Raw genomic sequence first — 21,887 nt, 5'->3', positions numbered from 1 at the left:
CGCGGCTCAGGACTCTCCGCGCAAGCGCACATCCCCCGGCAGCATGTCGGTGCGCTCTTCGCGCGCCTCATGCTGCGCTTCGAAGAAGCGCTGGATCTGCTGGCACACGCTCATGGTGTTTTCGCGCGCGATGGCCGAGACCAGGAACCATGGCTGGGTCCAGCCCAAGCGCTTGACTAAGGCTTCGGCCACCGCCTGGCGCTCGTCTTGCGGCAGCACGTCTGCCTTATTCAGCACCAGCCAACGTGGGCGCTGCAGGAGTTCGCGGTCGAACTTCTCCAGTTCATGTTCGATGGCGTGAACTTGTTCCGCCACGTCAGAACCGTCGATGGGCGCGATGTCCACTACATGCAAGAGCAGGCGGGTGCGTGCTACGTGGCGCAGGAACTGGATGCCCAGGCCGGCACCGTCCGCGGCGCCTTCGATCAGGCCGGGAATATCGGCGATCACGAAGCTCTGCTCGGACCCCAGCCTGACCACACCCAGATTAGGGTGCAAGGTGGTGAACGGATAGTCGGCCACGCGCGGGGTGGCGGCGGAAACAGCGCGGATAAAAGTGGATTTGCCGGCGTTGGGGAATCCCAACAACCCCACATCGGCCAGCAGCTTCAGCTCCAGCTTCAGCTCGCGCACTTCGCCCGGGGTGCCGGGAGTGGACTTGCGCGGAGCACGGTTCACCGAGCTCTTGAAGTGGATGTTGCCCAGGCCACCCTTGCCGCCCTGTGCCACCAGCAGGCGCTGGCCGTGCGCGGTGAGGTCGCCGATGATTTCGTCGGTGTCGCGGTTGGTGACCACCGTGCCGACCGGGACGCGGATGGTGGTGTCCTCACCGCCCTTGCCGTACATGTCGCTGCCCATGCCGTTCTGGCCGCGCTGCGCCTTGAAGCTGCGCTGGTGACGGAAGTCGATCAGGGTATTGAGGCCCTCGTCGGCCACCAGCCATACCGAGCCGCCCGAGCCGCCGTCGCCGCCATCGGGGCCGCCGAACGGAATGAATTTCTCGCGGCGGAAGCTGATGCAGCCGTTGCCGCCGTCTCCGGCGTGGACTTTGATGATCGCTTCGTCGACGAATTTCATGGGATTGAGACCGTAGAGGAGGGATCGTGGCGAAAAGGCGATCTTGCCATACCCTCGCTCCGGCGCAGACCGGAATGACGAAGGCCAGGCGTCGCCGGGCACGACCCGGATACGAATAAAGCAAAAGCCCCGCCGGAGCGGGGCCTTCGTTGCAGTGCAAAGGCCGGATTAGGCCTTGACTACATTGACGAACTTGCGGTTGTTCTCGCCGCGGGTCTTGAACTCGACCACGCCGTCGACCAACGCATACAAGGTGTGGTCACGGCCCAGGCCCACGCCGGTGCCGGCATGGAACTTGGTGCCGCGCTGGCGCACGATGATGTTGCCGGCTTCGATGGCCTGACCGCCGTAAATCTTCACGCCGAGGTATTTCGGGTTCGAATCGCGACCGTTGCGGGATGAACCTACGCCTTTCTTATGTGCCATGACTGATTACTCCAGATTGGCGGATCAGGCGTTGATGCCCGTGATCTCGACTTCGGTAAAATGCTGACGATGTCCCTGCTGCTTCTTGTGGTGCTTGCGGCGGCGGAACTTGATGATGCGGACCTTGTCGGCGCGGCCGTGCTTGCGCACAGTGGCGGAGACAGTGGCGCCAGCCACGGTCGGGGCGCCGACGGTGATGGTTTCGCCGGAACCGACCAGCAGCACCTGGTCGAACTTCACGCTGGCGCCTTCTTCGGCGTTCAGGAGTTCCACGCGCAGGACGTCGCCTTGCTGGACGCGGTATTGCTTGCCGCCGGTCTTGATGACTGCATAACTCATGGGATTGGCCCTTGTGTCGTTATTCTCTTGGGTACGCTGCGCCCTTTACGGACGTAGCGAACTGGGGATTATAGCGACGCGGCCATGAGCTGGTCAATCACTGACCAGCCGGGCTCGAGTCGCCGCCGGTCGCCGGGCAACGGCCGTCGGCCCCCAGTTTTCCTTGCTTCTCAAGCTCGGCAAACATGTCCGCTGTGCGCCTGCGGCTCCATTGCTGGCCGCTCTGGGCCGCCTCGGCCAGGGTGGCCGGCATCTGCGCCACCAGCTTCTGCCCCAGCGGGGATTTATAGAACTTGATCAGGGCCGCCACCTCCTCGGCGCTGAAATGGTGCTGGTAGGCCGGAATCATCGCGGTAACCAGCTGCTCCGTCCCGGCCTTGTCGATATAGCCCTTCCAGTAGTCGACCGGCACGCAGGGCAGCTGCTGGCCCATCATCTCGGCCATCTGGCCGTTCATGGCGGCGAACTGGCTGGACACGTTCATGACCTGCATCAGTTCCCGGACCTGCGCCTCGGTGGGCTGCGACGCCAAGGCAGGCCCGGCCGCCAGCGCTGCCCACGCCCCCAGGATCATCAACCGCTTTGCGTTCATAGGTCCTCCGCTCGCCCAACGCGATTCACGCCGGCGAGCATAAGTCGCCTGCCTGGCTGCTGCCTAGACAAGCCCCGCCGCCGGCTGCTGACACAACGCTGTCAGCAGGTTTCCGTGAACGCCATGCGGTCCTGCTCCGTCCACTTGTTATAGTGCGAGGTCACCCAAAATAGTTAGCGTAATGGACACCATACGCATCCGCGGCGCGCGCACGCACAACCTCAAGAACATCGACCTGGACCTGCCACGCGATCGGCTGATCGTGATCACCGGCCTGTCCGGCTCGGGCAAATCCTCGCTGGCCTTCGACACCATCTACGCCGAGGGCCAGCGGCGCTATGTCGAGTCGCTGTCGGCCTATGCCCGGCAATTCCTCTCGATGATGGAAAAGCCGGACGTGGACCACATCGAGGGCCTGTCGCCGGCGATCTCGATCGAACAGAAATCCACGTCGCACAACCCGCGTTCCACCGTGGGCACCATTACCGAGGTATACGACTATCTGCGCCTGCTATATGCGCGTGTGGGCACGCCCCGCTGCCCGGATCACGGCATTCCGCTGGAGGCGCAGACGGTGAGCCAGATGGTCGACACCACCCTGGCGTTGAACCCCGAAAAGCGCTTCATGCTGCTGGCGCCGGTGATCCGCGAGCGCAAGGGCGAGCACGTGCAGGTGTTCGAGCAACTGCGCGCCCAGGGCTTTGTGCGCGCACGCGTGGACGGCGCCGTGTACGACCTGGACGCCGTCCCGCCGCTAACCCTGCGCCAGAAGCACACCATCGAGGCGGTGATCGACCGCTTCCGTCCGCGTGAAGACATCAAGCAGCGCCTGGCCGAATCGTTCGAGACCGCGCTGCGCCTGGGCGATGGCCTGGCCATCGTGGTCGACATGGACGACGCCAAGGCGAGCGAACAGCTGTATTCGTCCCGCTACTCCTGCCCGGTATGCGACTACTCGCTGCCGGAGCTGGAACCGCGCCTGTTCTCCTTCAACTCGCCGGTGGGCGCGTGCCCGAGTTGCGACGGCCTGGGCGTGACCCAGGTGTTTTCGCCCGAGCGGGTGGTGCATCACCCGGACCTGTCACTTGCCAGCGGCGCAATCCGCGGCTGGGACCGGCGCAATGCGCATTACTTCCAGTTGATCCTGTCGCTGTCCAAGCACTACGGCTTCGATGTCGACACGCCCTGGCAGAAGCTGTCCAAACCGGTACAACAGGCAGTCCTGTACGGCAGCGGCAAGGAAAAGATCACCTTCAAGTACCTCACCGAGCGCGGCGGCAAGGTCACGCGCGAGCACGCCTTCGAAGGTATCCTGCCGAACCTGGAGCGCCGCTACAAGGAAACCGAATCGGCGGCGGTGCGCGAAGAGCTGGCCAAATACATCAGCGACCAGCCTTGCCGCGAATGCGAGGGGCAGCGCTTGAACCGCTCGGCGCGCAACGTGTTCGTGACCGATCAATCGCTGCCCGCGCTCACCTCGCGCTCCATCGACGACGCCCTCGCCTTCTTCGAAACGCTCACGCTCAGCGGCTGGCGCGGCGAGATCGCGGTGAAGATCGTAAAGGAAATCCGCGAGCGCCTGAGCTTCCTCAACGACGTGGGCCTGAACTACCTCACGCTCGATCGCCAGGCCGATACGCTGTCCGGTGGCGAAGCGCAGCGCATTCGCCTGGCCTCGCAGATCGGCGCCGGCCTAGTCGGCGTGATGTACGTGCTGGACGAACCATCGATCGGCCTGCACCAGCGCGACAACGAGCGCCTGCTCGGCACGCTTACGCGCTTGCGCGACCTGGGCAATACGGTGATCGTGGTGGAACACGACGAGGATGCGATCCGCGCCGCCGATCATGTGCTCGACATCGGCCCCGGTGCCGGCGTGCACGGCGGCGAAATAGTCGCGCAAGGCACGCTGAAGGACATCCTTGCCTCCCCCCGTTCGCTCACCGGCCAATATTTGTCGGGCAAGCGCGAGATCAAGGTGCCGGAAGAGCGCCGCGAGCAGCTGGACAAGGATTCCTGGCTGCATTTGCGCGGCGCCAGCGGCAACAATCTGAAGAACGTGGACCTGTCGATTCCCGCCGGCCTGTTCACTTGTGTTACCGGCGTATCAGGCTCAGGCAAGTCCACGCTGATCAACGACACCCTGTTCGCGCTCGCGGCCGCCGAATTGAATGGCTCAAGCGTGCAGCCGGCGACGTACAAGTCGGTGACGGGGCTGGAGCTGTTCGACAAAGTGGTGGACATCGACCAGTCGCCGATCGGCCGCACGCCGCGTTCGAACCCCGCCACCTACACTGGTTTGTTCACCCCGCTGCGCGAACTGTTTGCGCAGGTGCCGGAGGCACGTTCGCGTGGTTACACACCGGGCCGCTTCAGCTTCAACGTCCGTGGCGGGCGCTGCGAGGCTTGCGAAGGCGACGGCATGATCAAGGTGGAAATGCACTTCCTGCCGGATGTGTATGTGCCTTGCGATGTCTGCCATGGCAAGCGCTACAACCGCGAAACGCTGGAAATTCTGTACAAGGGCCACACGATTGCCGATGTGCTCGACATGACGGTGGAAGACGCCGCCAAGCTGTTCGAGAACGTGCCGGTGATTGCGCGCAAGCTCGATACCTTGCGCGCGGTGGGCCTGGACTACATCAAGCTCGGCCAGAGCGCGACCACGCTGTCCGGCGGCGAAGCGCAACGCGTGAAGCTGTCCAAGGAATTGTCCAAGCGCGAAACCGGACGCACGCTGTATATCCTCGACGAGCCTACCACGGGCCTGCATTTTCACGACATCGAACAGTTGCTGGACGTGTTGCATCAGCTGGTCGAGCAAGGCAACACGGTGGTGGTGATCGAGCACAATCTGGACGTGATCAAGACCGCCGACTGGATCGTTGACTTAGGTCCCGAAGGCGGCGCCGGCGGCGGACGTATCCTGGTCACCGGCACGCCGGAAACCGTGGCCGCCACGCCGGGTTCGCACACCGGACGTTTCCTGGCCACACACCTGAAGCCGGCCAAAGCACCTCGCGCCAAGGTCGAAAACGACAAGCCCAAATCCAAACGCAAAGTGGCCTCATGACGACGGCAACCGATACCTCTGCGGCGCAAGCGCAGCTGCTGTACACGGCACCCATCAGCGTGCGCTGGCGTGATCTGGACGCGTTCAACCACGTCAACAATTCGACCTACCTTACCTATCTGGAAGAGGCGCGCGTGCAATGGCTGCAGCACCTCCCCGGGCCATGGTCCAGCGAGCACGCGATGCCGGTGATGGCCGCCAGCCAACTCAACTATCGCCTGCCGATCGAATGGCCCGGCGAGGTGCACGTGCAGCTGTACTGCGCCCGGCTGGGTAACAGTTCCATGACGGTCGGGCACCGCATCGTCGATGCCACCGATCACGGCAAGCTTTATTGCGACGGTCATGTGGTGATGGTGTGGATGGATCCGGCCACCGGAAAATCCGTGCCGCTACCACAAGCGCTCAGGGACGCCGCCTCGCAAACAGCGTAGGCCATCTAGGAATCCCTAGCGCAGGCTGAAGCATGTGCTAAGGGGGGCACATGCAGAGCCAGGTTCCGCCGCTATGATCGGCCGCATCATCCGCCAAGGGAGTGCACCATGACGATCCGGCATCGAACCGTACTGGCCTTCAGCCTCGCCACGCTCTGCGGCGCTTCGTCGGCGTGGGCTGCTGCCGATGGTTCATCGATCACCTTGTATCGCAGCGACAGCCCCTCTTTGTATGCCAGCAGCAGCGAAAACGGCAGCAATGATGGCTATGCGGTAGTACGCGAGCAGCGCAACGTAATGCTGCAGTCGGGTCTTCACGATCTGGTGCTGGGCGACCTGCCCAATCACCTGGATGCCGAAGCGATGGCGCTGGGCTTTCCCGACGGCACGGCCAAGGTCATTTCGCAACGCCTGCTGCTAGGACAAGGCCCGAACGCCGCGCTGACCGGCCTGACCGGCAGCGATATCAAGGTGCTTGGCGACGCTGGCCAGGCCTTGGCCAGCGGCTCGCTGCTGCGTGCTGGCCCGGATGGGCTGGTCGTGCGTAACGGCAATGGCACCATCTTGATTCGCCAATACGCCGCGGTGACTACGGCAGGCGGCCAATTCCCTACCGGCTCCAGCCTGCGCCTGCGCGTAGATTCGTCGCGCAGCGGGCAAGCCGAGGCTGTCCTGAGTTATCCCACCTCCGGCATCGGCTGGCGTGCCAGCTACGTTGCCACCTTGCAACCGGGCAACGGCTGCCGCATGCAATTCGAATCACGCGCCAGCATTGCCAATCGCAGCGGCCGTGACTGGCACGATGCCCGGCTGCTCTTGATCGCCGGCGAACCGAACATGGCCAAGACTTCCGCGCCGCGCCCGGTGATGATGCGCGCGATGGCTGCCGCCGCCCCGGCTCCCTTGCCCGCACAATCCTCGCTAGGCGATTACCGCAGCTATGCCATGCCCGCGCCGGTCGACCTGCCCGATGGCAGCATCAGCCAGGTGCCGCTATATGCCCCGCGCTCGGTCGATTGTGAACGCACGTGGCTGTATGAGAACGGTGGTAACTGGATGCCACCGCAGCCGATGCTCAACGAGGAGTTCAATTCCGATAGCAGCACCAGCATCACCAGTACGCTGCGCTTCGGCGCCTTTGACAGCCTGCCCGCCGGCTATCTGCGCGTGCTCACCGCTGACCGCAACGGCATACCGCAATTCATCGGCGAAGATCGCATCAACGACACCCCCAAGGGGACTGATGCAACGATCACCCTGGGCACCGCTTTCGATCTGCGCGGCAAGCGCGAACGCAGCAGTCTCCACGTAAACAAGGATGGTCGCACGATGGACGAGGCGTTCCGCATCACGCTGAGCAATAGCGGCGACAGCACCCGCACGGTAACGGTCCGCGAACACCCCAACCGCTGGCGGCAATGGACGCTCAGCTCGTCCACGGTCAAGCCCAGCAAGCAGACCTCCGATACGCTGGAATTCAGGGTCGACGTACCCGCCAACGGCAAGGCCGTGCTCGACTATGGCGTACGCTATACCTGGACGGCTGACGACCAGCCACAATCCTGACTACCGTATGGACAGCCTATGCTAAACATCACCCAACACGACGCTATTACCCAGATCCAGCTGGCGCGCCCACCCGTCAATGCGTTGAATCTGGAGCTGCTGCGCGCCTTGCAGCAAGCTTTGGCGGAAGCAGTGAAAGGCGGTGCACGCGGCATCGCCCTGTCCGGTGCGCAAGGCATGTTCTCGGCCGGGGTGGATGTACCGGCCTTGCTGACGCGCGATCGTGCCGGTGTGCGCGAATACTGGCGTGAGTTCTTCGCCACCTGCGCCGCCCTTGCCCACTTGCCGATACCGGTCGTCGCCGCCATCACCGGCCATAGCCCGGCGGGCGGCGCGGTGCTTTCCTTGTTCTGCGACTATCGCGTGATGGCCGAGGGACCCTATCGCATCGGGCTGAATGAGGTACAGGTGGGCCTGATCGCCCCGGACTGCATCCAGATGGCGTTGCGCCGCGTTGTAGGTGCCTATCGAGCGGAGCGCTTGCTGGTTTCCGGCGCATTGATCGAAGCGGGGCAAGCGCTCGCGTTCGGCTTTGTCGATGAACTTACCGCCGTGGATCAGGTTCCCACGCGCGCGCTGCATTGGCTCAACGAAACGCTCGCCCTGCCCTCGCACGCCATGCTGGGAACGCGCCAGATCGCGCGTACGGATCTCACGACCGCCTTTGCCGATGTGGATGCCTTGCCGATCGACAGCTTCGTGGATGCGTTCTTCCATCCGCAGACGCAAGCGACGTTGCAAGCGTTGGTGGACAGGTTGAAGAACAAGGCGAAATGACACGTAGGCTGGGGTGCAAACCCCAGCATTGCCTTGCCGGACGGCTAACGATGTTGGGGTTTACACCCCAACCTACGCATCGCCGGTCGCGACCGGGCGTGACTCGTCGCTGATCCAGCCGCTCCACGATGGAGCATACAGCCGCGAACCGGCAAGCCCAGCATGCTCCATCGCTAGCAGGTTGTGACAGGCGGTGACCCCGGAACCACACATGTGCACCACTTGATCCGGCGCACGCTTGCCGATCACTGACTGAAATTCCTGACGCAATTGGGCCGGCGCCTTGAATCGCCCATCCGCCTGCAGGTTGTCGGTGAACGGACGATTCACCGCGCCCGGCACATGGCCCGCGGCGCGATCGATCGGCTCCACTTCGCCGCGATAACGCGGTGTGGCGCGTGCATCGATCAGCAGTTCTTGTTGCAGGCTGTTGATCGCAGCATGGTCGAGGATGACCTGGCTGGGCTGGTAATGCACGCTCACCTGGGTCGGTTGCCGTTGCGGGATCTCCTGCGTCACCGGCAGCTTGGCCGCCTTCCATGCCGCATAGCCGCCATCTAGCACCGCCGCTTCGCGCACGCCGCACAAGCGCAGCAGCCACCATAGACGCACGGCCGCCAGCGCACCGGTGCTTGCGTCGTAGCACACCACCTGCAAGCCAGGGCGCCAGCCCAGGCGTGAAAGCACGGCTGAAAACGCGGCTTCCGACGGCAGCGGATGACGCCCCAGGCCCAATGGCACTCGGCTCAGATCGGACAGGTCATGATCGAGGTCCGCGAACACCGCGCCAGGAATGTGTTCGCTGCGGTAATCGCGCTCGCCCTTGGTCGGATCGGCCAGTTCATGGCGGCAATCGACGATCAGTACGTTTTCCGGCGGCAGCGCCGCAAGCTCTTCGGCGGCAATCAATGTGCTTTTCATTGCGGCTCCATTCTTTGCAAAAGATTCAGCAAGATCGCGGCGGTGGCTCCCCAGATGCGATGGCCTTCGTAGAGGAACTCCGCCATCTCGCGCGCACGACCGCGGTAGTCCATCGTGTAGCGCCGCAAGTTCGCCGGGTCCAGGAAAAAAGCCAGCGGCACTTCGAACACCTCGGCCACTTCGTCCGGCGCCGGGCGAAATTTCGCTTCCCTGGCAATGTGCGCAACCACCGGCGTGATGCAGAAGCCGCTGATGGTTTCCAGGCAATCCAGGTAGCCCAGCGGCGTCACCCAGGCGCGATCCAGGCCGATCTCCTCCTCGCTTTCGCGCAATGCCGCGCTCAACGCATCGGCATCGGCGGGATCGACACTGCCACCGGGAAACGCAACTTGCCCCGCGTGCGAACTCAGATGATCCGTGCGCACCGTGAACACCATGCATTCGTCACGCAAGCCGATCAGCACGGCAGCCGGCCTGCGTTCGACTTCGCCGATCAGCTCCGTCATCACGGCGTGGTTCCAGCCTGGCGGCGTCGGTGGCTGCGACAGCGGACGCAAAGCGCGCTGCAGGGCCTCGATCATGCGGACGCGCGCGCGGGCAGCACCACGTCCATGTAGTGTGAACGCTCGGTCTCGCTCATGCTGCGCCAGCGCGCGATTTCATCGCCAGTGCGATGGCAGCCTTCGCAAAGCCCACGCGAGTCCAGCCGGCAGATGCCGATGCACGGACTCAGAATGGCCGGAGGGGGAAGCGGGGAAGGATTCGACATTAGCAAGGGAGCCTCTGATCTATTCCTACGTGCCCGGCATGACGTCCAGAAGGCTCGCAGGGTGGGTCGCGCGGCACAGGGCAGACTGGCCGTCTGTTCAAGCCGCACGGCACGGCCTGCGGGCCTTCTGGACGTCACCCCGTCTTTAAATTTTAAATGTTGGGGCCGCACTGTATGCGCGCCTCGCTTCGCCCCGGCGTCTAGACATACTCCCGGTATGCCTTCGCCGCTGGGGCGCAGCCAGACGCGCATACAGTGCGGTGACGGGTACGCAGGAATACATCGGAGGCCCCCTACCATGGCTGCGACAACGCTGGTGATCCTGGGGGCAAGCGGCGATCTCACCCAGCGCCTGCTGATGCCGGCGTTGTATCGCCTGCATGCGCTCGGTTTGACGCGCGACCTGCGCATCGTGGGCTACGCGATGGACAAGTGGAGCCGCGAGCATTTCGAGCGGCATATCCAGAAGGCATTGCGATCGTTTGCGTCGGACTACAGCCCGGCGCAATGGAACCGCTTCCGCCGCCAGCTCGATTACGTGGGCGGCGAGTTGGATCCCGGGCAACTGGCCGCACTGAAGGACAAGCTGAGTCCAGCCTCGCTGTTCTATCTCGCCTTGCCGCCGCCGCTGTTCGGCAAGGCGGCGACGGCACTTGGCGAGGCCGGTTTTGCCAAGGCGCCGCGTGGCGGCTGGCGCCGGCTGATCGTGGAGAAGCCGTTTGGCACCGACCTGGATTCGGCGCAGGCGCTGCGCCAGACGATGCACACGCACTGGGATGAAGAGCAGATCCTGCGCATCGATCACTTCCTCGGCAAGGAAACCACGCAGAACCTGATGGTGTTCCGCTTCGCCAATCGCTTCATCGAACCGATCTGGAACGCGCAGCACATTGCCCAGGTGCAGATTACCTATGCCGAAACGCTAGGGGTAGAAAAGCGCGCAGCGTATTACGACAAAGCCGGCGCGCTGCGTGACATGCTGCAGAATCATTTGATGCAGCTGTTCAGCCTTACCGCGATGGCGCCGTTGGCGGAATGGGATCCCGAAGTGCTGCGCAACCACAAGGTGGAAGTGCTGCGCTCGACGCTGCCGATCACGCCGGCAACGGTGGATGCGCATGCGGTGCGGGGGCAATACCGTGCCGGACGGATCGGACGCAAGCAGCTTCCCGGCTATCGCAGCGAGCCCGGCATCGCGCGCGGCTCCCGCACCGAGACGTTTGCCGCGCTGCGCCTGGAAATCGACAACTGGCGTTGGCGTGGCGTGCCGTTCTATCTGCGTAGCGGCAAGCGGCTGGCGAGCAATTACTCGGAAATTGCGGTGCAGTTCCGCGAAGTGCCCGGCGCCTTGCCCAAGGCGGTGCATGCGGGCAACAACTGGATGATCTTCCGCATCCGCCCGACCGAACAGATGGATCTGCTGGTGACGGCGAAGCGACCGGGCCTCGAACTGGCCGGCCGGCCGGTGGTCCTTACCGCGCCGTATGCCAACTCGGAAGATCGCGAATTTTCCGCGTACGAGCAGTTGCTGACCGATGCGATCGGCGGCGACCGCACGCACTTTCTGCGCTTTGACGAAGTGGAATGGGCGTGGAAACTGCTGATGCCGGTGCTCGAAGTTTGGCAGGACGGCAAGCCGGATTTCTACGCGTCCGGTTCGGAGGGACCGACGAGCCAGCAGCGCCTGCTCGATCCGGGGCATGTGTGGCGCTCGATCGGACGCAACGGTGAGATGTAGCAAGGTTCTGAAACAGTCGTAGGCTGGGATGCCAATCCCAGCTTCTTGCCGCATTCCTGATGCTGGGATTGTCATCCCAGCCTACGGGCGTGTCCTAGCCGGGTAAAATAGCGCCATGCACATCTACAAAGTTTTCCACATCGAAGCCGCCCATCGCCTGCCGAACGTGCCCGAGGGGCACAAGTGCGCGCGCTTGCACGGCCATTCCTTCCGCGTCGAAATCCATGTGCGCGGCGAGCCCGATCCCAAGCTCGGCTGGGTGATGGATTTCGCCGACCTCAAGCAGGCCTTCGCGCCGCTCTACGATCAGCTCGATCACCACTACCTCAACGACATCGAAGGCCTGGAGAATCCCACCAGCGAAATGCTGGCGCGCTGGATCTTCAAGCGCCTGGAGCCTGGCCTGCCGGGACTGGACCAGGTGGTGGTGCATGAAACCTGTACCTCGGGCGCCAGCTGCTCTCGCGACAGTTTTTGACGCAACGCAAAATTCACAAATCTATCACTAAGCGGCTGCATTCCTTGAATTTTTTGTGACAGACATAGTTTTTAACAAAGAACATATTGCAGCGCACAAAATTCCCTGTTAGGCTTTGTTCCACTATCCCATTCCCGCCGCGAGGGAACCAAGTCATGACTCAGCAACTGAACACCCAGGTTTTCGCTTACGCCAAGCAGCTGGCCGAGAATGCGTTCAAGGCCCACGCCCTGACCATCAAGGGTCTGGAGCAGGTCGCCGAGCTGCAGCTCGCCGCGCTGGAGAAGCAGACCCAGGCGACGGCTGAATTCATTGCCCAGGCGGTTGAAGTGCGCGACATCGACGCTCTGCGCGGCCTGTGGGAAAAGGGCGCTTCGCTGACCCGCGAGCAGGCCGAAGGCGCGGTCTCCGTCACCAAGGAAGTGGTGGCCGTGGCCCAGAAGACCGCCGAGTCGCTCAATGCGCTGCTGCAGGAACAGCAGAAGGCCGCCAACGAGGCCGTGGCCGCTCCGGTCGCCGCCATCAAGAAGGCCGCTGCCGCTGCCAAGTAATTCAAGCTGTTCAGCATATCGCGACTCCCCTCGCGGTATGCCCTTGGGCCGGGCGTAAGCGTCCGGCCTTTTTCTTGTCCGAAAATCCCCCCGAGACTGTAGGTCGCAGGTACTTGCGCTTGCCGCTCTAAAACCTGCACTGATATACTTTTTCAGATTGGATCGTGACCCGTGGCGGGTTTGATACCTCGCTACACCGCGGGAACCTCACGTGCTCAACAGTCTTGCTTCCGGTCGGCGTCTTGCTCTGCGATTGTTGCTCTGGCAGCTTGTCGCGGCGATCATCATGGGTCTCGCTTTCGCGACGCTTGGGCGCCGCGAGGCGATAGCGGCAGCAGCTGGGGCGGCGATCGTGGCGGCAGGTACTGCGCTGCTGTCGGTGAGGGCTTTCAGCCAGGTGAGCGGTGCCGGTGTGGCACTGGGGCGTCTGCTGACGGGCATGATCCTGAAATGGATGGTGATCATCGGGGGGATGATTGCGATCATGTTTCAATGGAAATTGCCGCCGCTGGCTGCCATTACGGGGCTGGCGGTAGCGTACGCGGTTAATCTGCTGGCATTCAGATTTAAGGGTTGAGAGATGGCAAGCGAGCCGCAGGGCGGTCTTACCGAATACATCCGGCACCATTTGACGCATCTGAAGCCGCCGCACGTGAGTGAGGGCGGGTTCTGGTCGGTGCATGTCGACTCCGTCACGGTTTCGCTCGTGCTCGGCGTACTGTTCTGCCTGTGGTTCTGGCTGCTGGCCCGCAAGGCGACGGCCGGCGTGCCGAGCAAGGGCCAGGCTTTTGTGGAAATCGTGCTCGAGTTCGTGGACGGCCAGGTCAAGGACGTCTTCCACGGCGACCGCCGTTTCCTCGGGCCGCTGGCGCTCACCGTCTTCGTTTGGGTGTTCCTGATGAACGCCATGGACCTGCTGCCGGTCGACCTGCTCCCCTGGGCGACCGAGAAGTTCGGTCTGAGCCATTTCCGCTCCGTACCGACCGCCGACGTCAACATGACCTTCGCGATGTCCATTACGGTGCTGCTGCTGGTGATCTTCTACAGCTTCAAGGCCAAGGGCCTGGGCGGCTACATGCACGAGCTGTTTACCGCACCCTTCGGCAAGTGGTTCGCCCCGTTCAACTTCGCCTTGAACCTGGTTGAGCTGCTTTCCAAGCCGGTCAGCCTGTCGATGCGACTGTTCGGCAACATGTATGCGGGCGAGCTGGTGTTCATGCTCATCGCCGGCTTGTTCAGTGCGGGTAGCTGGCTGCTCTACGGCATGGGCATCATCGGCTATACCGTATGGGGCATCTTCCATATCCTGATCATCTCGATCCAGGCCTTCATTTTCATGGTGCTCACCATCGTGTATATCTCGATGGCTCACGATCATCATTGATTTGGTTCACCTTTGTTAGAACTACCGCTTTCTTTTTCTTGAGGAGATCATCGTGGAACTAGTTGCTCATATTGCTCAGGTCCAGGGCTTCACCGCCATCGCGCTCGGCTTGATCATCGGTTTCGGCGCGCTGGGCGCTTGTATCGGCATCGGCATCATGGGTTCGAAGTTCCTCGAAGCCGCCGCTCGCCAGCCTGAGCTGGTCCCGCTGCTGCAGGGTCGCATGTTCCTGCTGGCCGGCCTGATCGACGCGGCGTTCCTGATCGGCGTGGCGCTGGCTATGTACTTCGCCGTGGCGAACCCGCTGCTCAGCAGTCTGTCTGCCGCCGCAGGCCACTAAGCCTCGTGGAAGGTGGCGCCGCACGCGCGGCGCCACAGCCCCTAAGGGTATTGAGCCCCGTAACACGACGTAGGTACAGGTAACGCAGCGATGGAATTCAATGCCACTCTGATCGGTGAGATGATCGCCTTCGCGATTCTGATCTGGTTCTGCGTGCACTTCATTTGGCCCCACATCACCAAGGCCATCGAAGAGCGGCAGCTGAAGATCGCCGAGGGTCTCAATGCCGCCGAGCGCGCGCATGCCGAATTGCGGGAAGCGGACAACAAGGCTGCCGCTGAGGTGAAGCAGGCTCGCCAGCAGGCGGCCGAGATCATCGACCGCGCGCAGCAGCAGGCCAACCAGATTCTGGACAAGGCGCGGGTCGATGCCGTGGCGGAAATCAACCGCCTGAAAGCGGCTGCGCAGGACGACATCGCCTCGATGGCGCAGCGTGCACGCGAAGAATTGCGTGAGCGTGTCGGTGCGCTGGCGGTGCAGGGCGCTTCGAAGATCGTGCAGCGCGAAATCGACGCGGCGGCGCACAAGACGCTGCTCGACCAGCTCGCCACCGAGATCTGATCGATGGCGGCCCAGTCGATTACCCTCGCCCGTCCCTACGCCCGCGCCGCTTTCGAGCTGTCGCGGGCCGAGGGCACGCTTTCTTCCTGGTCGCAGGCACTGGCTTTCGCCGCTGAAGTGGCGAAGGACGCGCGCGTGGCCGCGCTCAGCAATGATCCGCGCGTGCAGCCGCAGCAGCTGGTAGCGCTGCATCTGCCCAATGGCTCGCAGGCGGATGGCGCCTTCGGCAAGTTCCTGACGGAACTGGCCGAGAAGCGCCGCATGCCGCTGCTGCCGGAAGTGGCCGCGCTGTACGAAACCTACAAGCGTGAATCCGAGTCGCAGCTGCTGGTGAAGGTGACCAGCGCGATGGCCCTGGATGCCGCGCAGACCGAGCAGCTGAAGGCCTCGCTCAAGCGCCGCTTCAAGCGCGAGATCGAACTGGAAACCCAGGTCGATCCTTCGCTGCTCGGCGGCGTGGTGATCGATACCGGCAGCGAGGTGATCGACGGCTCCGCCCGCGGGCGTTTGCAGCGCCTTGCAGGCGCGCTCACCAGTTAAGTTTTACGCGAAGTCCTTTTCGCGAAGAGCAAAACCCGCCATCCATGGCGGACTCTTAAGAAAAGCGTCTCGTTATACACATTTGGGATAAAAACCATGTCCAGCACCACTCTGAATCCGTCCGAGATCAGCGAACTGATCAAGAACCGCATCGAGCAGTTCAAGCTCGGCGCGGAAGCCCGCAACGAGGGCACGATCATCAGCGTGTCCGATGGCATCGTGCGCATCCACGGCCTGGCCGACGTGATGCAGGGCGAAATGATCGAACTGCCGGGCAACGCGTTTGCACTGGCGCTGAACCTTGAGCGCGATTCCGTCGGCGCCGTGGTGCTGGGCGAATACCAGCATCTGCGCGAAGGCGATACCGCCAAGACCACCGGCCGCATCCTCGAAGTGCCGGTCGGCCCGGAAATGCTCGGCCGCGTCGTCGACTCCCTCGGCAACCCGATCGACGGCAAGGGCCCGATCAGCGCCAAGCTCAGCTCGCCGATCGAGAAGGTCGCGCCGGGCGTGGTGTGGCGTAAGTCGGTCGACCAGCCGGTGCAGACCGGCTACAAGTCGGTGGACTCGATGATCCCGATCGGCCGTGGTCAGCGCGAGCTGATCATCGGTGACCGCCAGACAGGCAAGACCGCGCTGGCCATCGACGCGATCATCAACCAGAAAGATTCCGGCATTAAGTGCGTTTACGTCGCGATCGGCCAGAAGCGTTCGTCGATCGCCAACGTGGTGCGCAAGCTGGAAGAGAACGGCGCGCTGGCCAACACCATCGTCGTCGTCGCTTCGGCTTCCGAGTCGGCCGCGCTGCAGTACATCGCGCCGTACGCCGGTTGCGCTATGGGTGAATACTTCCGCGACCGCGGCGAAGACGCCCTGATCATTTACGACGACCTGTCCAAGCAGGCCGTGGCTTACCGCCAGATCTCGCTGCTGCTGAAGCGCCCGCCGGGCCGCGAAGCGTATCCGGGTGACGTGTTCTATCTGCACTCGCGTCTGCTCGAGCGTGCTGCTCGCGTGTCCGAAGAGTACGTCGAGAAGTTCACCAACGGCGAAGTGAAGGGCAAGACCGGCTCGTTGACCGCGCTGCCGATCATCGAGACGCAGGCCGGCGACGTGTCCGCATTCGTGCCGACCAACGTGATCTCGATCACCGACGGCCAGATCTTCCTGGAAACGGACCTGTTCAACGCCGGCATCCGTCCGGCCGTGAACGCCGGTATCTCGGTGTCGCGCGTGGGTGGTTCGGCGCAGACCAAGATCGTGAAGAAGCTGTCCGGCGGCGTGAAGCTGGCGCTGGCCCAGTACCGCGAGCTGGCGGCGTTCGCGCAGTTCGCCTCGGACCTGGACCCGGCTACCCGCGCCCAGCTGGACCGTGGCCAGCGCGTCACCGAGCTGATGAAGCAGAAGCAGTATGCCCCGCTTTCCATCGCCGAATTGGCCTTGTCCGTGTACGCCGCCGAAAAGGGCTACCTGGACGAGCTGCCGGTGAACAAGGTGCTGGCGTTCGAAAAGGGCCTGCACGCCTTCTTCCACCAGAACCACGGCGAACTGATGAAGAAGATCGTCGCCAGCGGTGACTGGAACAACGACATCGAGGCCACCTTCAAGTCGGGCCTGGACGAGTTCAAGAAGACCGGCAGCTGGTAAGCAATGCAAGGGTGTGTAGTCGTCCGCTCTGGATGACTGCACTTGAGGTCGGTCAGCCGACCGAATCGGACCCAACAGGTTGAGGCAAACGTGGCAAGCGGACGCGAAATTAAAACCAAGATCAAGAGCACGCAGAACATGCGCAAGGTGACGCGCGCGCTCGAAATGGTCTCGGCCTCCAAGATTCGCAAAGCGCAGGACCTGATGAAGGCCTCGCGTCCCTATGCGCGCTCCATGCGCAAGGTGATTGCGCATGTGGCGCAGGCGAGCACCGAGTTCAAGCATCCGTTCCTGGTCGAGCGCGCAGACGTGGCCCGCGTGGCTTACGTCGTCGTGACCACCGATCGCGGTCTTTGCGGAGGCCTCAACTCGAACCTGTTCCGCCGCCTGCTGCCGGCCATTCGCGAATGGCAGGACAAGGGTGTGCAGGTCGACGTGATCGCGATCGGCCAGAAGGCGACGCAGTTCTTCCGCCGCCTCAAGGGCGTGAACCTGATCGGCAGCACCACCCACCTGGGCGAGCGGCCGAAGCTGGAGCAGCTGATTGGCGTGATCAAGGTCGTGCTGGATGCGTACACGGAAGGCAAGCTGGACCGCGTTTATCTTGCCTACAACGACTTCGTCAACACCATGACGCAGAAGCCGACGGTCGACGCGCTGCTGCCACTACCGGCTGTTGCGGCTGAGCTGGAGGCACAGCAGGTTGCGGGCATCGCGCTGGAACAGTCGCACGACTGGGATTACATCTACGAACCCGACGCGGCGGCAGTGCTCGAGCACGTGCTTGGCCGTTACATCGAGTCGGTGGTGTACCAGGCGGTGCTGGAAAACCTGGCCAGCGAACACGCCGCGCGGATGGTGGCGATGAAGTCCGCGTCCGACAATGCCAACAAGGTCATCGGCGAGCTGACATTGCGCTACAACAAGGCGCGCCAGGCGGCGATCACCCAGGAAATCTCGGAAATCGTCGGCGGCGCTGCCGCGGTTTGATTTGAATCATGCTTGGCGACGCTTGGCGGCGCCTTAAACGAATACTTTAAAGATCCATCCGGAGCCTATCCAATGAGCCAGGGTAAAGTTGTACAGATCATCGGCGCCGTTATCGACGTCGAGTTCGCACGCGATCAAGTGCCGCAGGTCTATGACGCACTGAAGATCGACGGCACCGCGATCACGCTGGAAGTCCAGCAGGTGCTGGGTGATGGCGTGGTGCGTACGATCGCCCTCGGCTCCACCGACGGCCTGAAGCGTGGCCTGGTTGCCCGCAACACCGGCGCGGGCATCAAGGTGCCAGTCGGCAAGGCCACTCTCGGCCGCATCATGGACGTGCTCGGCAGCCCGATCGACGAAGTCGGTCCGATCAACGCTGAAGCGCATTGGGAAATCCACCGCGAAGCGCCGTCCTACGACGAGCAGGCGCTGGCCAACGAACTGCTGGAAACCGGCATCAAGGTGATCGACCTGGTGTGCCCGTTCGCCAAGGGCGGCAAGGTCGGCCTGTTCGGCGGCGCCGGCGTGGGCAAGACGGTGAACATGCTCGAACTGATCAACAACATCGCCACCCAGCACTCGGGTCTGTCGGTGTTCGCCGGTGTGGGTGAGCGTACCCGCGAAGGCAACGACTTCTATCACGAGATGCAGGATGCCGGCGTGGTGAAGCTGGACAACCTGCCGGAATCGAAAGTGGCGATGGTGTACGGCCAGATGAACGAGCCGCCGGGCAACCGTCTGCGCGTGGCGCTGACCGGCCTGACCATGGCCGAATACTTCCGCGACGAGAAGGACGAGCACGGTAAGGGCCGTGACGTGCTGTTCTTCGTAGACAACATCTATCGCTACACCCTGGCCGGTACCGAAGTGTCCGCGCTGCTCGGCCGTATGCCGTCGGCGGTGGGCTATCAGCCGACCCTGGCCGAGGAAATGGGTGTGCTGCAGGAACGCATCACCTCCACCAAGACCGGTTCGATCACCTCGATCCAGGCCGTATACGTGCCGGCGGACGACTTGACCGACCCGTCGCCCGCGACCACCTTCGCGCACTTGGACTCCACCGTGACGCTGAGCCGCCAGATCGCGTCGCTGGGCATCTACCCGGCGGTGGATCCGCTGGACTCCACCAGCCGCCAGCTGGACCCGAACGTGGTCGGCGTCGAGCACTACGAAGTGGCCCGCAAGGTGCAGGGCACCCTGCAGCGCTACAAGGAGCTGAAGGACATCATCGCGATTCTCGGCATGGACGAACTGTCCGAAGAAGACAAGCAGGTGGTGTATCGCGCGCGCAAGTGCGAGCGCTTCTTCTCGCAGCCGTTCCACGTGGCCGAAGTGTTCACCGGCGCGCCCGGCAAGTACGTGACGCTGAAGGAAACCATCCGCGGCTTCAAGATGATCGTGGAAGGCGAGGTGGATCACGTCCCCGAACAGGCGTTCTACATGGTCGGCGGCATCGACGAGGCCATCAAGAAGGCCGAGGACATGGGCGCCAAGAAGGCTGCCTGATCCAGGCTTGTGCGGGAGTCCGCCGTGGCGGGCCCCCGCAAAGCGATATAAATCCTTTCCGTCCGGTCCGCCGGGCGAAGCGAGAGAGTTATGAGCACGATTCGTTGCGATATCGTCAGTGCCGAAGCCGAGATTTTTCATGGCGAGGCGGTGATGGTGGTCGCCACCGGTGAGCTGGGCGAACTGGGCATCACGCCGCGCCACGCCCCGCTGATCACCCGCCTGAAGCCCGGCCACATCGACGTGGTGCTGGAAGGTGGCGAGCGCCAGCAGTTCTACGTCTCCGGCGGCATCCTCGAAGTGCAGCCGCAGGTGGTCACCGTGCTGGCCGATACCGCCGCACGCGCCGCCGACCTGGATGAAGCCGCCGCCAAGCGCGCCAAGCAGGAGGCCGAAGACGCCCTGGCCAACCGCACCGGCACGGTCGACGTGGCCGAGGCGCAAGCCAAGCTCACCCAGGCGCTGGCGCAGTTGCAGGCGCTGGAACGCCTGCGCAAGAACCTCAAGCACTGAGTGCGCCTAAACCTGCGCAAAACGCCGGCCTTGTGCCGGCGTTTTTGTTTGCACACCGCTTTGACTCGTGCACCCCGTAGGCTGGGATGACAATCCCAGCTTTCCATGCGACGTCCGAGGCTGGGATTGCCAACCCAGCGCCTCCAAGTGCATACGAATCAGCAGTTATCCTTAGCGCTCACCGTCATCCAGGCAGCAACCCCTTATGAGTCAGCCCGCCGTGCATGTCATCGTCCTCGCCGCTGGCGAAGGCAAGCGCATGAAGTCGAAGAAAGCCAAGGTGCTGATGCCCTTGGCGGGCCGGCCGCTGCTGGCCCACGTGCTGGAGACGGCGCGCGCCCTGCGCCCCGCCGCCATTCATGTCGTCTACGGCTTCAACGGCGAGCAGGTGCTGGCTGCATTCCATGGCCAGCCGGACCTGCATTGGGCCTTGCAGAGCGAACAGCTTGGCACCGGTCATGCAGTCGGCCAGGCCTTGGCGAATGTGCCGGACGAAGCGCGCGTACTCGTGCTCTACGGCGATGTGCCGCTTACTCGCGCTGAAACACTGCAGCGTCTAGTGCACGCCGAAAGCAGCTTGGCCATGCTGGCTACGCGCGTGGCCAATCCACACGGGTATGGTCGCGTCATGCGTGACGGCCATGGCCTGGTCCAGGCGGTAATCGAGGAAAAGGACGCCGATGCCAAGCAGCGCGCCATCGACCTGATCAATACGGGCATCGTCGCCGCCGAGGCGGCATCGCTGAAGCAATGGATCGCCAAACTCGGCCGCAACAATGCGCAAGGCGAGTACTACCTCACCGACGTTTTCCAGATGGCCGCGCAGGAAGATCGCGCCGCGCAGTGCATCGAGTGCGAGGATGCGGTGGAAGCTGCCGGCGCCAACAATCCCTGGCAGCTCACGGAACTGGAAGATGCCTACCGGCTGCGCGCCGTACAGGCGCTGATGGCCGAAGGTGTGCGCGTAGCCGATCCCCGGCGCGTGGATGTGCGTGGCAGCGTTAGCGCCGCGCGTGATGTGGAAATCGACATCGATGTGATCCTGGAAGGCGACGTGCAGCTGGGTGAAGATGTACGCATCGGACCGTATTCGCGCCTGAAGGATGTGCAGCTCGCTGCCGGCACCATCGTGCACGCGCACTGCGACATCGAAGGCGTCGTGACGCACGGACCCTGCCTGATCGGCCCCTTCGCGCGCCTGCGTCCGGGCACCGAGCTGGCGGCGGGCGTGCACATCGGCAATTTCGTGGAAACGAAGAAGGCGCGCCTTGGCGAAGGCAGCAAGGCCAATCACCTCACCTATCTCGGCGATACAGTGATCGGACGCCACGTCAACGTCGGCGCGGGCACCATTACCTGCAACTACGACGGCGTGAACAAGTTTGTCACCACCATCGAAGATGGCGCGTTCATCGGCTCCAACAGCGCGCTCGTCGCGCCGGTGACGGTCGGTGCGCAAGCGACCATTGGTGCCGGCTCGGTGATTACCAAGGATGCGCCCGCAGGTGAACTCACCGTGGCGCGCGGACGGCAGGCGACGCTGCCGGGATGGAAGCGTCCCGAAAAGCAGAAATGAGCGATGTGACGCATGCCTGTCTTTCATCCTAAAACGGGCAATGCGTGGCCGGTCGGTGAATCGTTGAAGTGCCGGCGAGCGATCCGCGC

General features: G+C 63.2%; 22 protein-coding genes and 1 pseudogene. 17 read left to right on the top strand and 6 right to left on the bottom strand.

Annotated elements, in window-relative coordinates:
- Window positions 1–6 precede the first annotated feature (6 nt).
- The 4 genes from cgtA to QQJ96_RS02445 all read right to left on the bottom strand — a co-directional run bounded on the left by cgtA (window position 7) and on the right by QQJ96_RS02445 (window position 2,434).
- Entirely contained in the window at window positions 7–1,077 is a 1,071-nt protein-coding gene (cgtA, locus tag QQJ96_RS02460) for an Obg family GTPase CgtA (RefSeq protein WP_284330349.1), read from the bottom strand.
- A 168-nt stretch (window positions 1,078–1,245) separates the two neighbouring features.
- Complete coding sequence (gene rpmA, locus QQJ96_RS02455) at window positions 1,246–1,503, bottom strand: 50S ribosomal protein L27 (RefSeq protein ID WP_126682898.1); 258 nt, start codon at window positions 1,501–1,503, stop codon at window positions 1,246–1,248.
- 24 nt (window positions 1,504–1,527) lie between these two features.
- Window positions 1,528–1,842, bottom strand: coding sequence for a 50S ribosomal protein L21 (gene rplU / locus QQJ96_RS02450; protein ID WP_284330347.1), 315 nt, complete (start codon window positions 1,840–1,842; stop codon window positions 1,528–1,530).
- Window positions 1,843–1,939: 97 nt separating this feature from the next.
- Window positions 1,940–2,434, bottom strand: coding sequence for a DUF2059 domain-containing protein (locus tag QQJ96_RS02445; protein ID WP_284330346.1), 495 nt, complete (start codon window positions 2,432–2,434; stop codon window positions 1,940–1,942).
- Between the two features lie 181 nt (window positions 2,435–2,615).
- On the opposite strand from QQJ96_RS02445, the gene uvrA reads away from it, so the two are divergent.
- The 4 genes from uvrA to QQJ96_RS02425 all read left to right on the top strand — a co-directional run bounded on the left by uvrA (window position 2,616) and on the right by QQJ96_RS02425 (window position 8,284).
- Window positions 2,616–5,507, top strand: a complete 2,892-nt coding sequence (gene uvrA / locus QQJ96_RS02440; protein WP_284330345.1) for an excinuclease ABC subunit UvrA — start codon at window positions 2,616–2,618, stop codon at window positions 5,505–5,507.
- A complete protein-coding gene (locus QQJ96_RS02435) occupies window positions 5,504–5,941 on the top strand; it encodes an acyl-CoA thioesterase (RefSeq protein WP_284330343.1) in 438 nt (145 codons plus the stop codon). The genes uvrA and QQJ96_RS02435 overlap by 4 nt, the downstream gene beginning before the upstream one ends.
- Window positions 5,942–6,049: 108 nt before the next feature.
- Window positions 6,050–7,507, top strand: a complete 1,458-nt coding sequence (locus QQJ96_RS02430; protein WP_284330342.1) for a DUF4139 domain-containing protein — start codon at window positions 6,050–6,052, stop codon at window positions 7,505–7,507.
- Between the two features lie 18 nt (window positions 7,508–7,525).
- On the top strand, window positions 7,526–8,284 hold the full coding sequence (locus tag QQJ96_RS02425; RefSeq protein ID WP_284330341.1) for an enoyl-CoA hydratase/isomerase family protein: 759 nt from the start codon (window positions 7,526–7,528) through the stop codon (window positions 8,282–8,284).
- 72 nt (window positions 8,285–8,356) lie between these two features.
- On the opposite strand, the gene QQJ96_RS02420 is transcribed toward QQJ96_RS02425, so the two are convergent.
- On the bottom strand, window positions 8,357–9,205 hold the full coding sequence (locus QQJ96_RS02420) for a sulfurtransferase (protein ID WP_284330340.1): 849 nt from the start codon (window positions 9,203–9,205) through the stop codon (window positions 8,357–8,359).
- A pseudogene (locus QQJ96_RS02415) lies at window positions 9,202–9,974 on the bottom strand (NUDIX hydrolase). The gene QQJ96_RS02420 and the pseudogene QQJ96_RS02415 overlap by 4 nt, the downstream one beginning before the upstream one ends.
- 298 nt (window positions 9,975–10,272) lie before the next feature.
- Between QQJ96_RS02415 and zwf the strand changes: the two are divergent.
- The 13 genes from zwf to glmU all read left to right on the top strand — a co-directional run bounded on the left by zwf (window position 10,273) and on the right by glmU (window position 21,798).
- Window positions 10,273–11,712, top strand: a complete 1,440-nt coding sequence (gene zwf / locus QQJ96_RS02410) for a glucose-6-phosphate dehydrogenase (protein ID WP_284330339.1) — start codon at window positions 10,273–10,275, stop codon at window positions 11,710–11,712.
- Between the two features lie 115 nt (window positions 11,713–11,827).
- Entirely contained in the window at window positions 11,828–12,190 is a 363-nt protein-coding gene (queD, locus tag QQJ96_RS02405; RefSeq protein WP_284330338.1) for a 6-carboxytetrahydropterin synthase QueD, read from the top strand.
- Window positions 12,191–12,345: 155 nt separating this feature from the next.
- A complete protein-coding gene (locus QQJ96_RS02400; protein WP_284330337.1) occupies window positions 12,346–12,741 on the top strand; it encodes a phasin family protein in 396 nt (131 codons plus the stop codon).
- 211 nt (window positions 12,742–12,952) lie between these two features.
- Window positions 12,953–13,318 (top strand): hypothetical protein, encoded by a 366-nt coding sequence (locus tag QQJ96_RS02395; RefSeq protein WP_284330336.1) that lies wholly within the window; start codon window positions 12,953–12,955, stop codon window positions 13,316–13,318.
- A gap of 3 nt (window positions 13,319–13,321) precedes the next feature.
- Entirely contained in the window at window positions 13,322–14,125 is an 804-nt protein-coding gene (gene atpB / locus QQJ96_RS02390; RefSeq protein WP_284330335.1) for a F0F1 ATP synthase subunit A, read from the top strand.
- Window positions 14,126–14,177: 52 nt separating this feature from the next.
- On the top strand, window positions 14,178–14,465 hold the full coding sequence (gene atpE, locus QQJ96_RS02385; protein ID WP_404649085.1) for a F0F1 ATP synthase subunit C: 288 nt from the start codon (window positions 14,178–14,180) through the stop codon (window positions 14,463–14,465).
- 90 nt (window positions 14,466–14,555) lie between these two features.
- Window positions 14,556–15,026, top strand: coding sequence for a F0F1 ATP synthase subunit B (locus tag QQJ96_RS02380; RefSeq protein WP_284330334.1), 471 nt, complete (start codon window positions 14,556–14,558; stop codon window positions 15,024–15,026).
- Window positions 15,027–15,029: 3 nt separating this feature from the next.
- Window positions 15,030–15,566 carry a F0F1 ATP synthase subunit delta gene (locus QQJ96_RS02375; protein WP_284330333.1) on the top strand — a complete coding sequence of 179 codons (537 nt, stop codon included), beginning with the start codon at window positions 15,030–15,032 and terminating at the stop codon, window positions 15,564–15,566.
- 96 nt (window positions 15,567–15,662) lie between these two features.
- Window positions 15,663–17,213, top strand: a complete 1,551-nt coding sequence (atpA, locus tag QQJ96_RS02370) for a F0F1 ATP synthase subunit alpha (RefSeq protein ID WP_284330332.1) — start codon at window positions 15,663–15,665, stop codon at window positions 17,211–17,213.
- Window positions 17,214–17,303: 90 nt separating this feature from the next.
- Window positions 17,304–18,203 carry a F0F1 ATP synthase subunit gamma gene (gene atpG / locus QQJ96_RS02365; RefSeq protein WP_284330331.1) on the top strand — a complete coding sequence of 300 codons (900 nt, stop codon included), beginning with the start codon at window positions 17,304–17,306 and terminating at the stop codon, window positions 18,201–18,203.
- A 72-nt stretch (window positions 18,204–18,275) separates the two neighbouring features.
- Window positions 18,276–19,709, top strand: a complete 1,434-nt coding sequence (atpD, locus tag QQJ96_RS02360) for a F0F1 ATP synthase subunit beta (RefSeq protein ID WP_284330330.1) — start codon at window positions 18,276–18,278, stop codon at window positions 19,707–19,709.
- Between the two features lie 90 nt (window positions 19,710–19,799).
- Window positions 19,800–20,222: a F0F1 ATP synthase subunit epsilon gene (locus QQJ96_RS02355; protein WP_284330329.1), complete on the top strand. Its 423-nt coding sequence runs from the start codon at window positions 19,800–19,802 to the stop codon at window positions 20,220–20,222.
- 205 nt (window positions 20,223–20,427) lie between these two features.
- Window positions 20,428–21,798 (top strand): bifunctional UDP-N-acetylglucosamine diphosphorylase/glucosamine-1-phosphate N-acetyltransferase GlmU, encoded by a 1,371-nt coding sequence (glmU, locus tag QQJ96_RS02350; RefSeq protein ID WP_284330328.1) that lies wholly within the window; start codon window positions 20,428–20,430, stop codon window positions 21,796–21,798.
- Window positions 21,799–21,887 lie beyond the last annotated feature (89 nt).

The organism is Dyella flagellata, from assembly GCF_030160275.1.
GTDB lineage: Bacteria > Pseudomonadota > Gammaproteobacteria > Xanthomonadales > Rhodanobacteraceae > Dyella_B > Dyella_B flagellata.
Note: the sequence above shows the minus strand (reverse complement) of the source record. Positions and strands in the feature narration are given on the sequence as shown.

What these genes read in the sequence shown, in the direction of transcription:
- cgtA (WP_284330349.1), bottom strand. Translation starts at nt 1,077, where the DNA reads ATGAAATTCGTCGACGAAGCGATCATCAAAGTCCACGCCGGAGACGGC.
- rpmA (WP_126682898.1), bottom strand. Translation starts at nt 1,503, where the DNA reads ATGGCACATAAGAAAGGCGTAGGTTCATCCCGCAACGGTCGCGATTCG.
- rplU (WP_284330347.1), bottom strand. Translation starts at nt 1,842, where the DNA reads ATGAGTTATGCAGTCATCAAGACCGGCGGCAAGCAATACCGCGTCCAG.
- QQJ96_RS02445 (WP_284330346.1), bottom strand. Translation starts at nt 2,434, where the DNA reads ATGAACGCAAAGCGGTTGATGATCCTGGGGGCGTGGGCAGCGCTGGCG.
- uvrA (WP_284330345.1), top strand. Translation starts at nt 2,616, where the DNA reads ATGGACACCATACGCATCCGCGGCGCGCGCACGCACAACCTCAAGAAC.
- QQJ96_RS02435 (WP_284330343.1), top strand. Translation starts at nt 5,504, where the DNA reads ATGACGACGGCAACCGATACCTCTGCGGCGCAAGCGCAGCTGCTGTAC.
- QQJ96_RS02430 (WP_284330342.1), top strand. Translation starts at nt 6,050, where the DNA reads ATGACGATCCGGCATCGAACCGTACTGGCCTTCAGCCTCGCCACGCTC.
- QQJ96_RS02425 (WP_284330341.1), top strand. Translation starts at nt 7,526, where the DNA reads ATGCTAAACATCACCCAACACGACGCTATTACCCAGATCCAGCTGGCG.
- QQJ96_RS02420 (WP_284330340.1), bottom strand. Translation starts at nt 9,205, where the DNA reads ATGAAAAGCACATTGATTGCCGCCGAAGAGCTTGCGGCGCTGCCGCCG.
- zwf (WP_284330339.1), top strand. Translation starts at nt 10,273, where the DNA reads ATGGCTGCGACAACGCTGGTGATCCTGGGGGCAAGCGGCGATCTCACC.
- queD (WP_284330338.1), top strand. Translation starts at nt 11,828, where the DNA reads ATGCACATCTACAAAGTTTTCCACATCGAAGCCGCCCATCGCCTGCCG.
- QQJ96_RS02400 (WP_284330337.1), top strand. Translation starts at nt 12,346, where the DNA reads ATGACTCAGCAACTGAACACCCAGGTTTTCGCTTACGCCAAGCAGCTG.
- atpB (WP_284330335.1), top strand. Translation starts at nt 13,322, where the DNA reads ATGGCAAGCGAGCCGCAGGGCGGTCTTACCGAATACATCCGGCACCAT.
- QQJ96_RS02380 (WP_284330334.1), top strand. Translation starts at nt 14,556, where the DNA reads ATGGAATTCAATGCCACTCTGATCGGTGAGATGATCGCCTTCGCGATT.
- QQJ96_RS02375 (WP_284330333.1), top strand. Translation starts at nt 15,030, where the DNA reads ATGGCGGCCCAGTCGATTACCCTCGCCCGTCCCTACGCCCGCGCCGCT.
- atpA (WP_284330332.1), top strand. Translation starts at nt 15,663, where the DNA reads ATGTCCAGCACCACTCTGAATCCGTCCGAGATCAGCGAACTGATCAAG.
- atpD (WP_284330330.1), top strand. Translation starts at nt 18,276, where the DNA reads ATGAGCCAGGGTAAAGTTGTACAGATCATCGGCGCCGTTATCGACGTC.
- QQJ96_RS02355 (WP_284330329.1), top strand. Translation starts at nt 19,800, where the DNA reads ATGAGCACGATTCGTTGCGATATCGTCAGTGCCGAAGCCGAGATTTTT.
- glmU (WP_284330328.1), top strand. Translation starts at nt 20,428, where the DNA reads ATGAGTCAGCCCGCCGTGCATGTCATCGTCCTCGCCGCTGGCGAAGGC.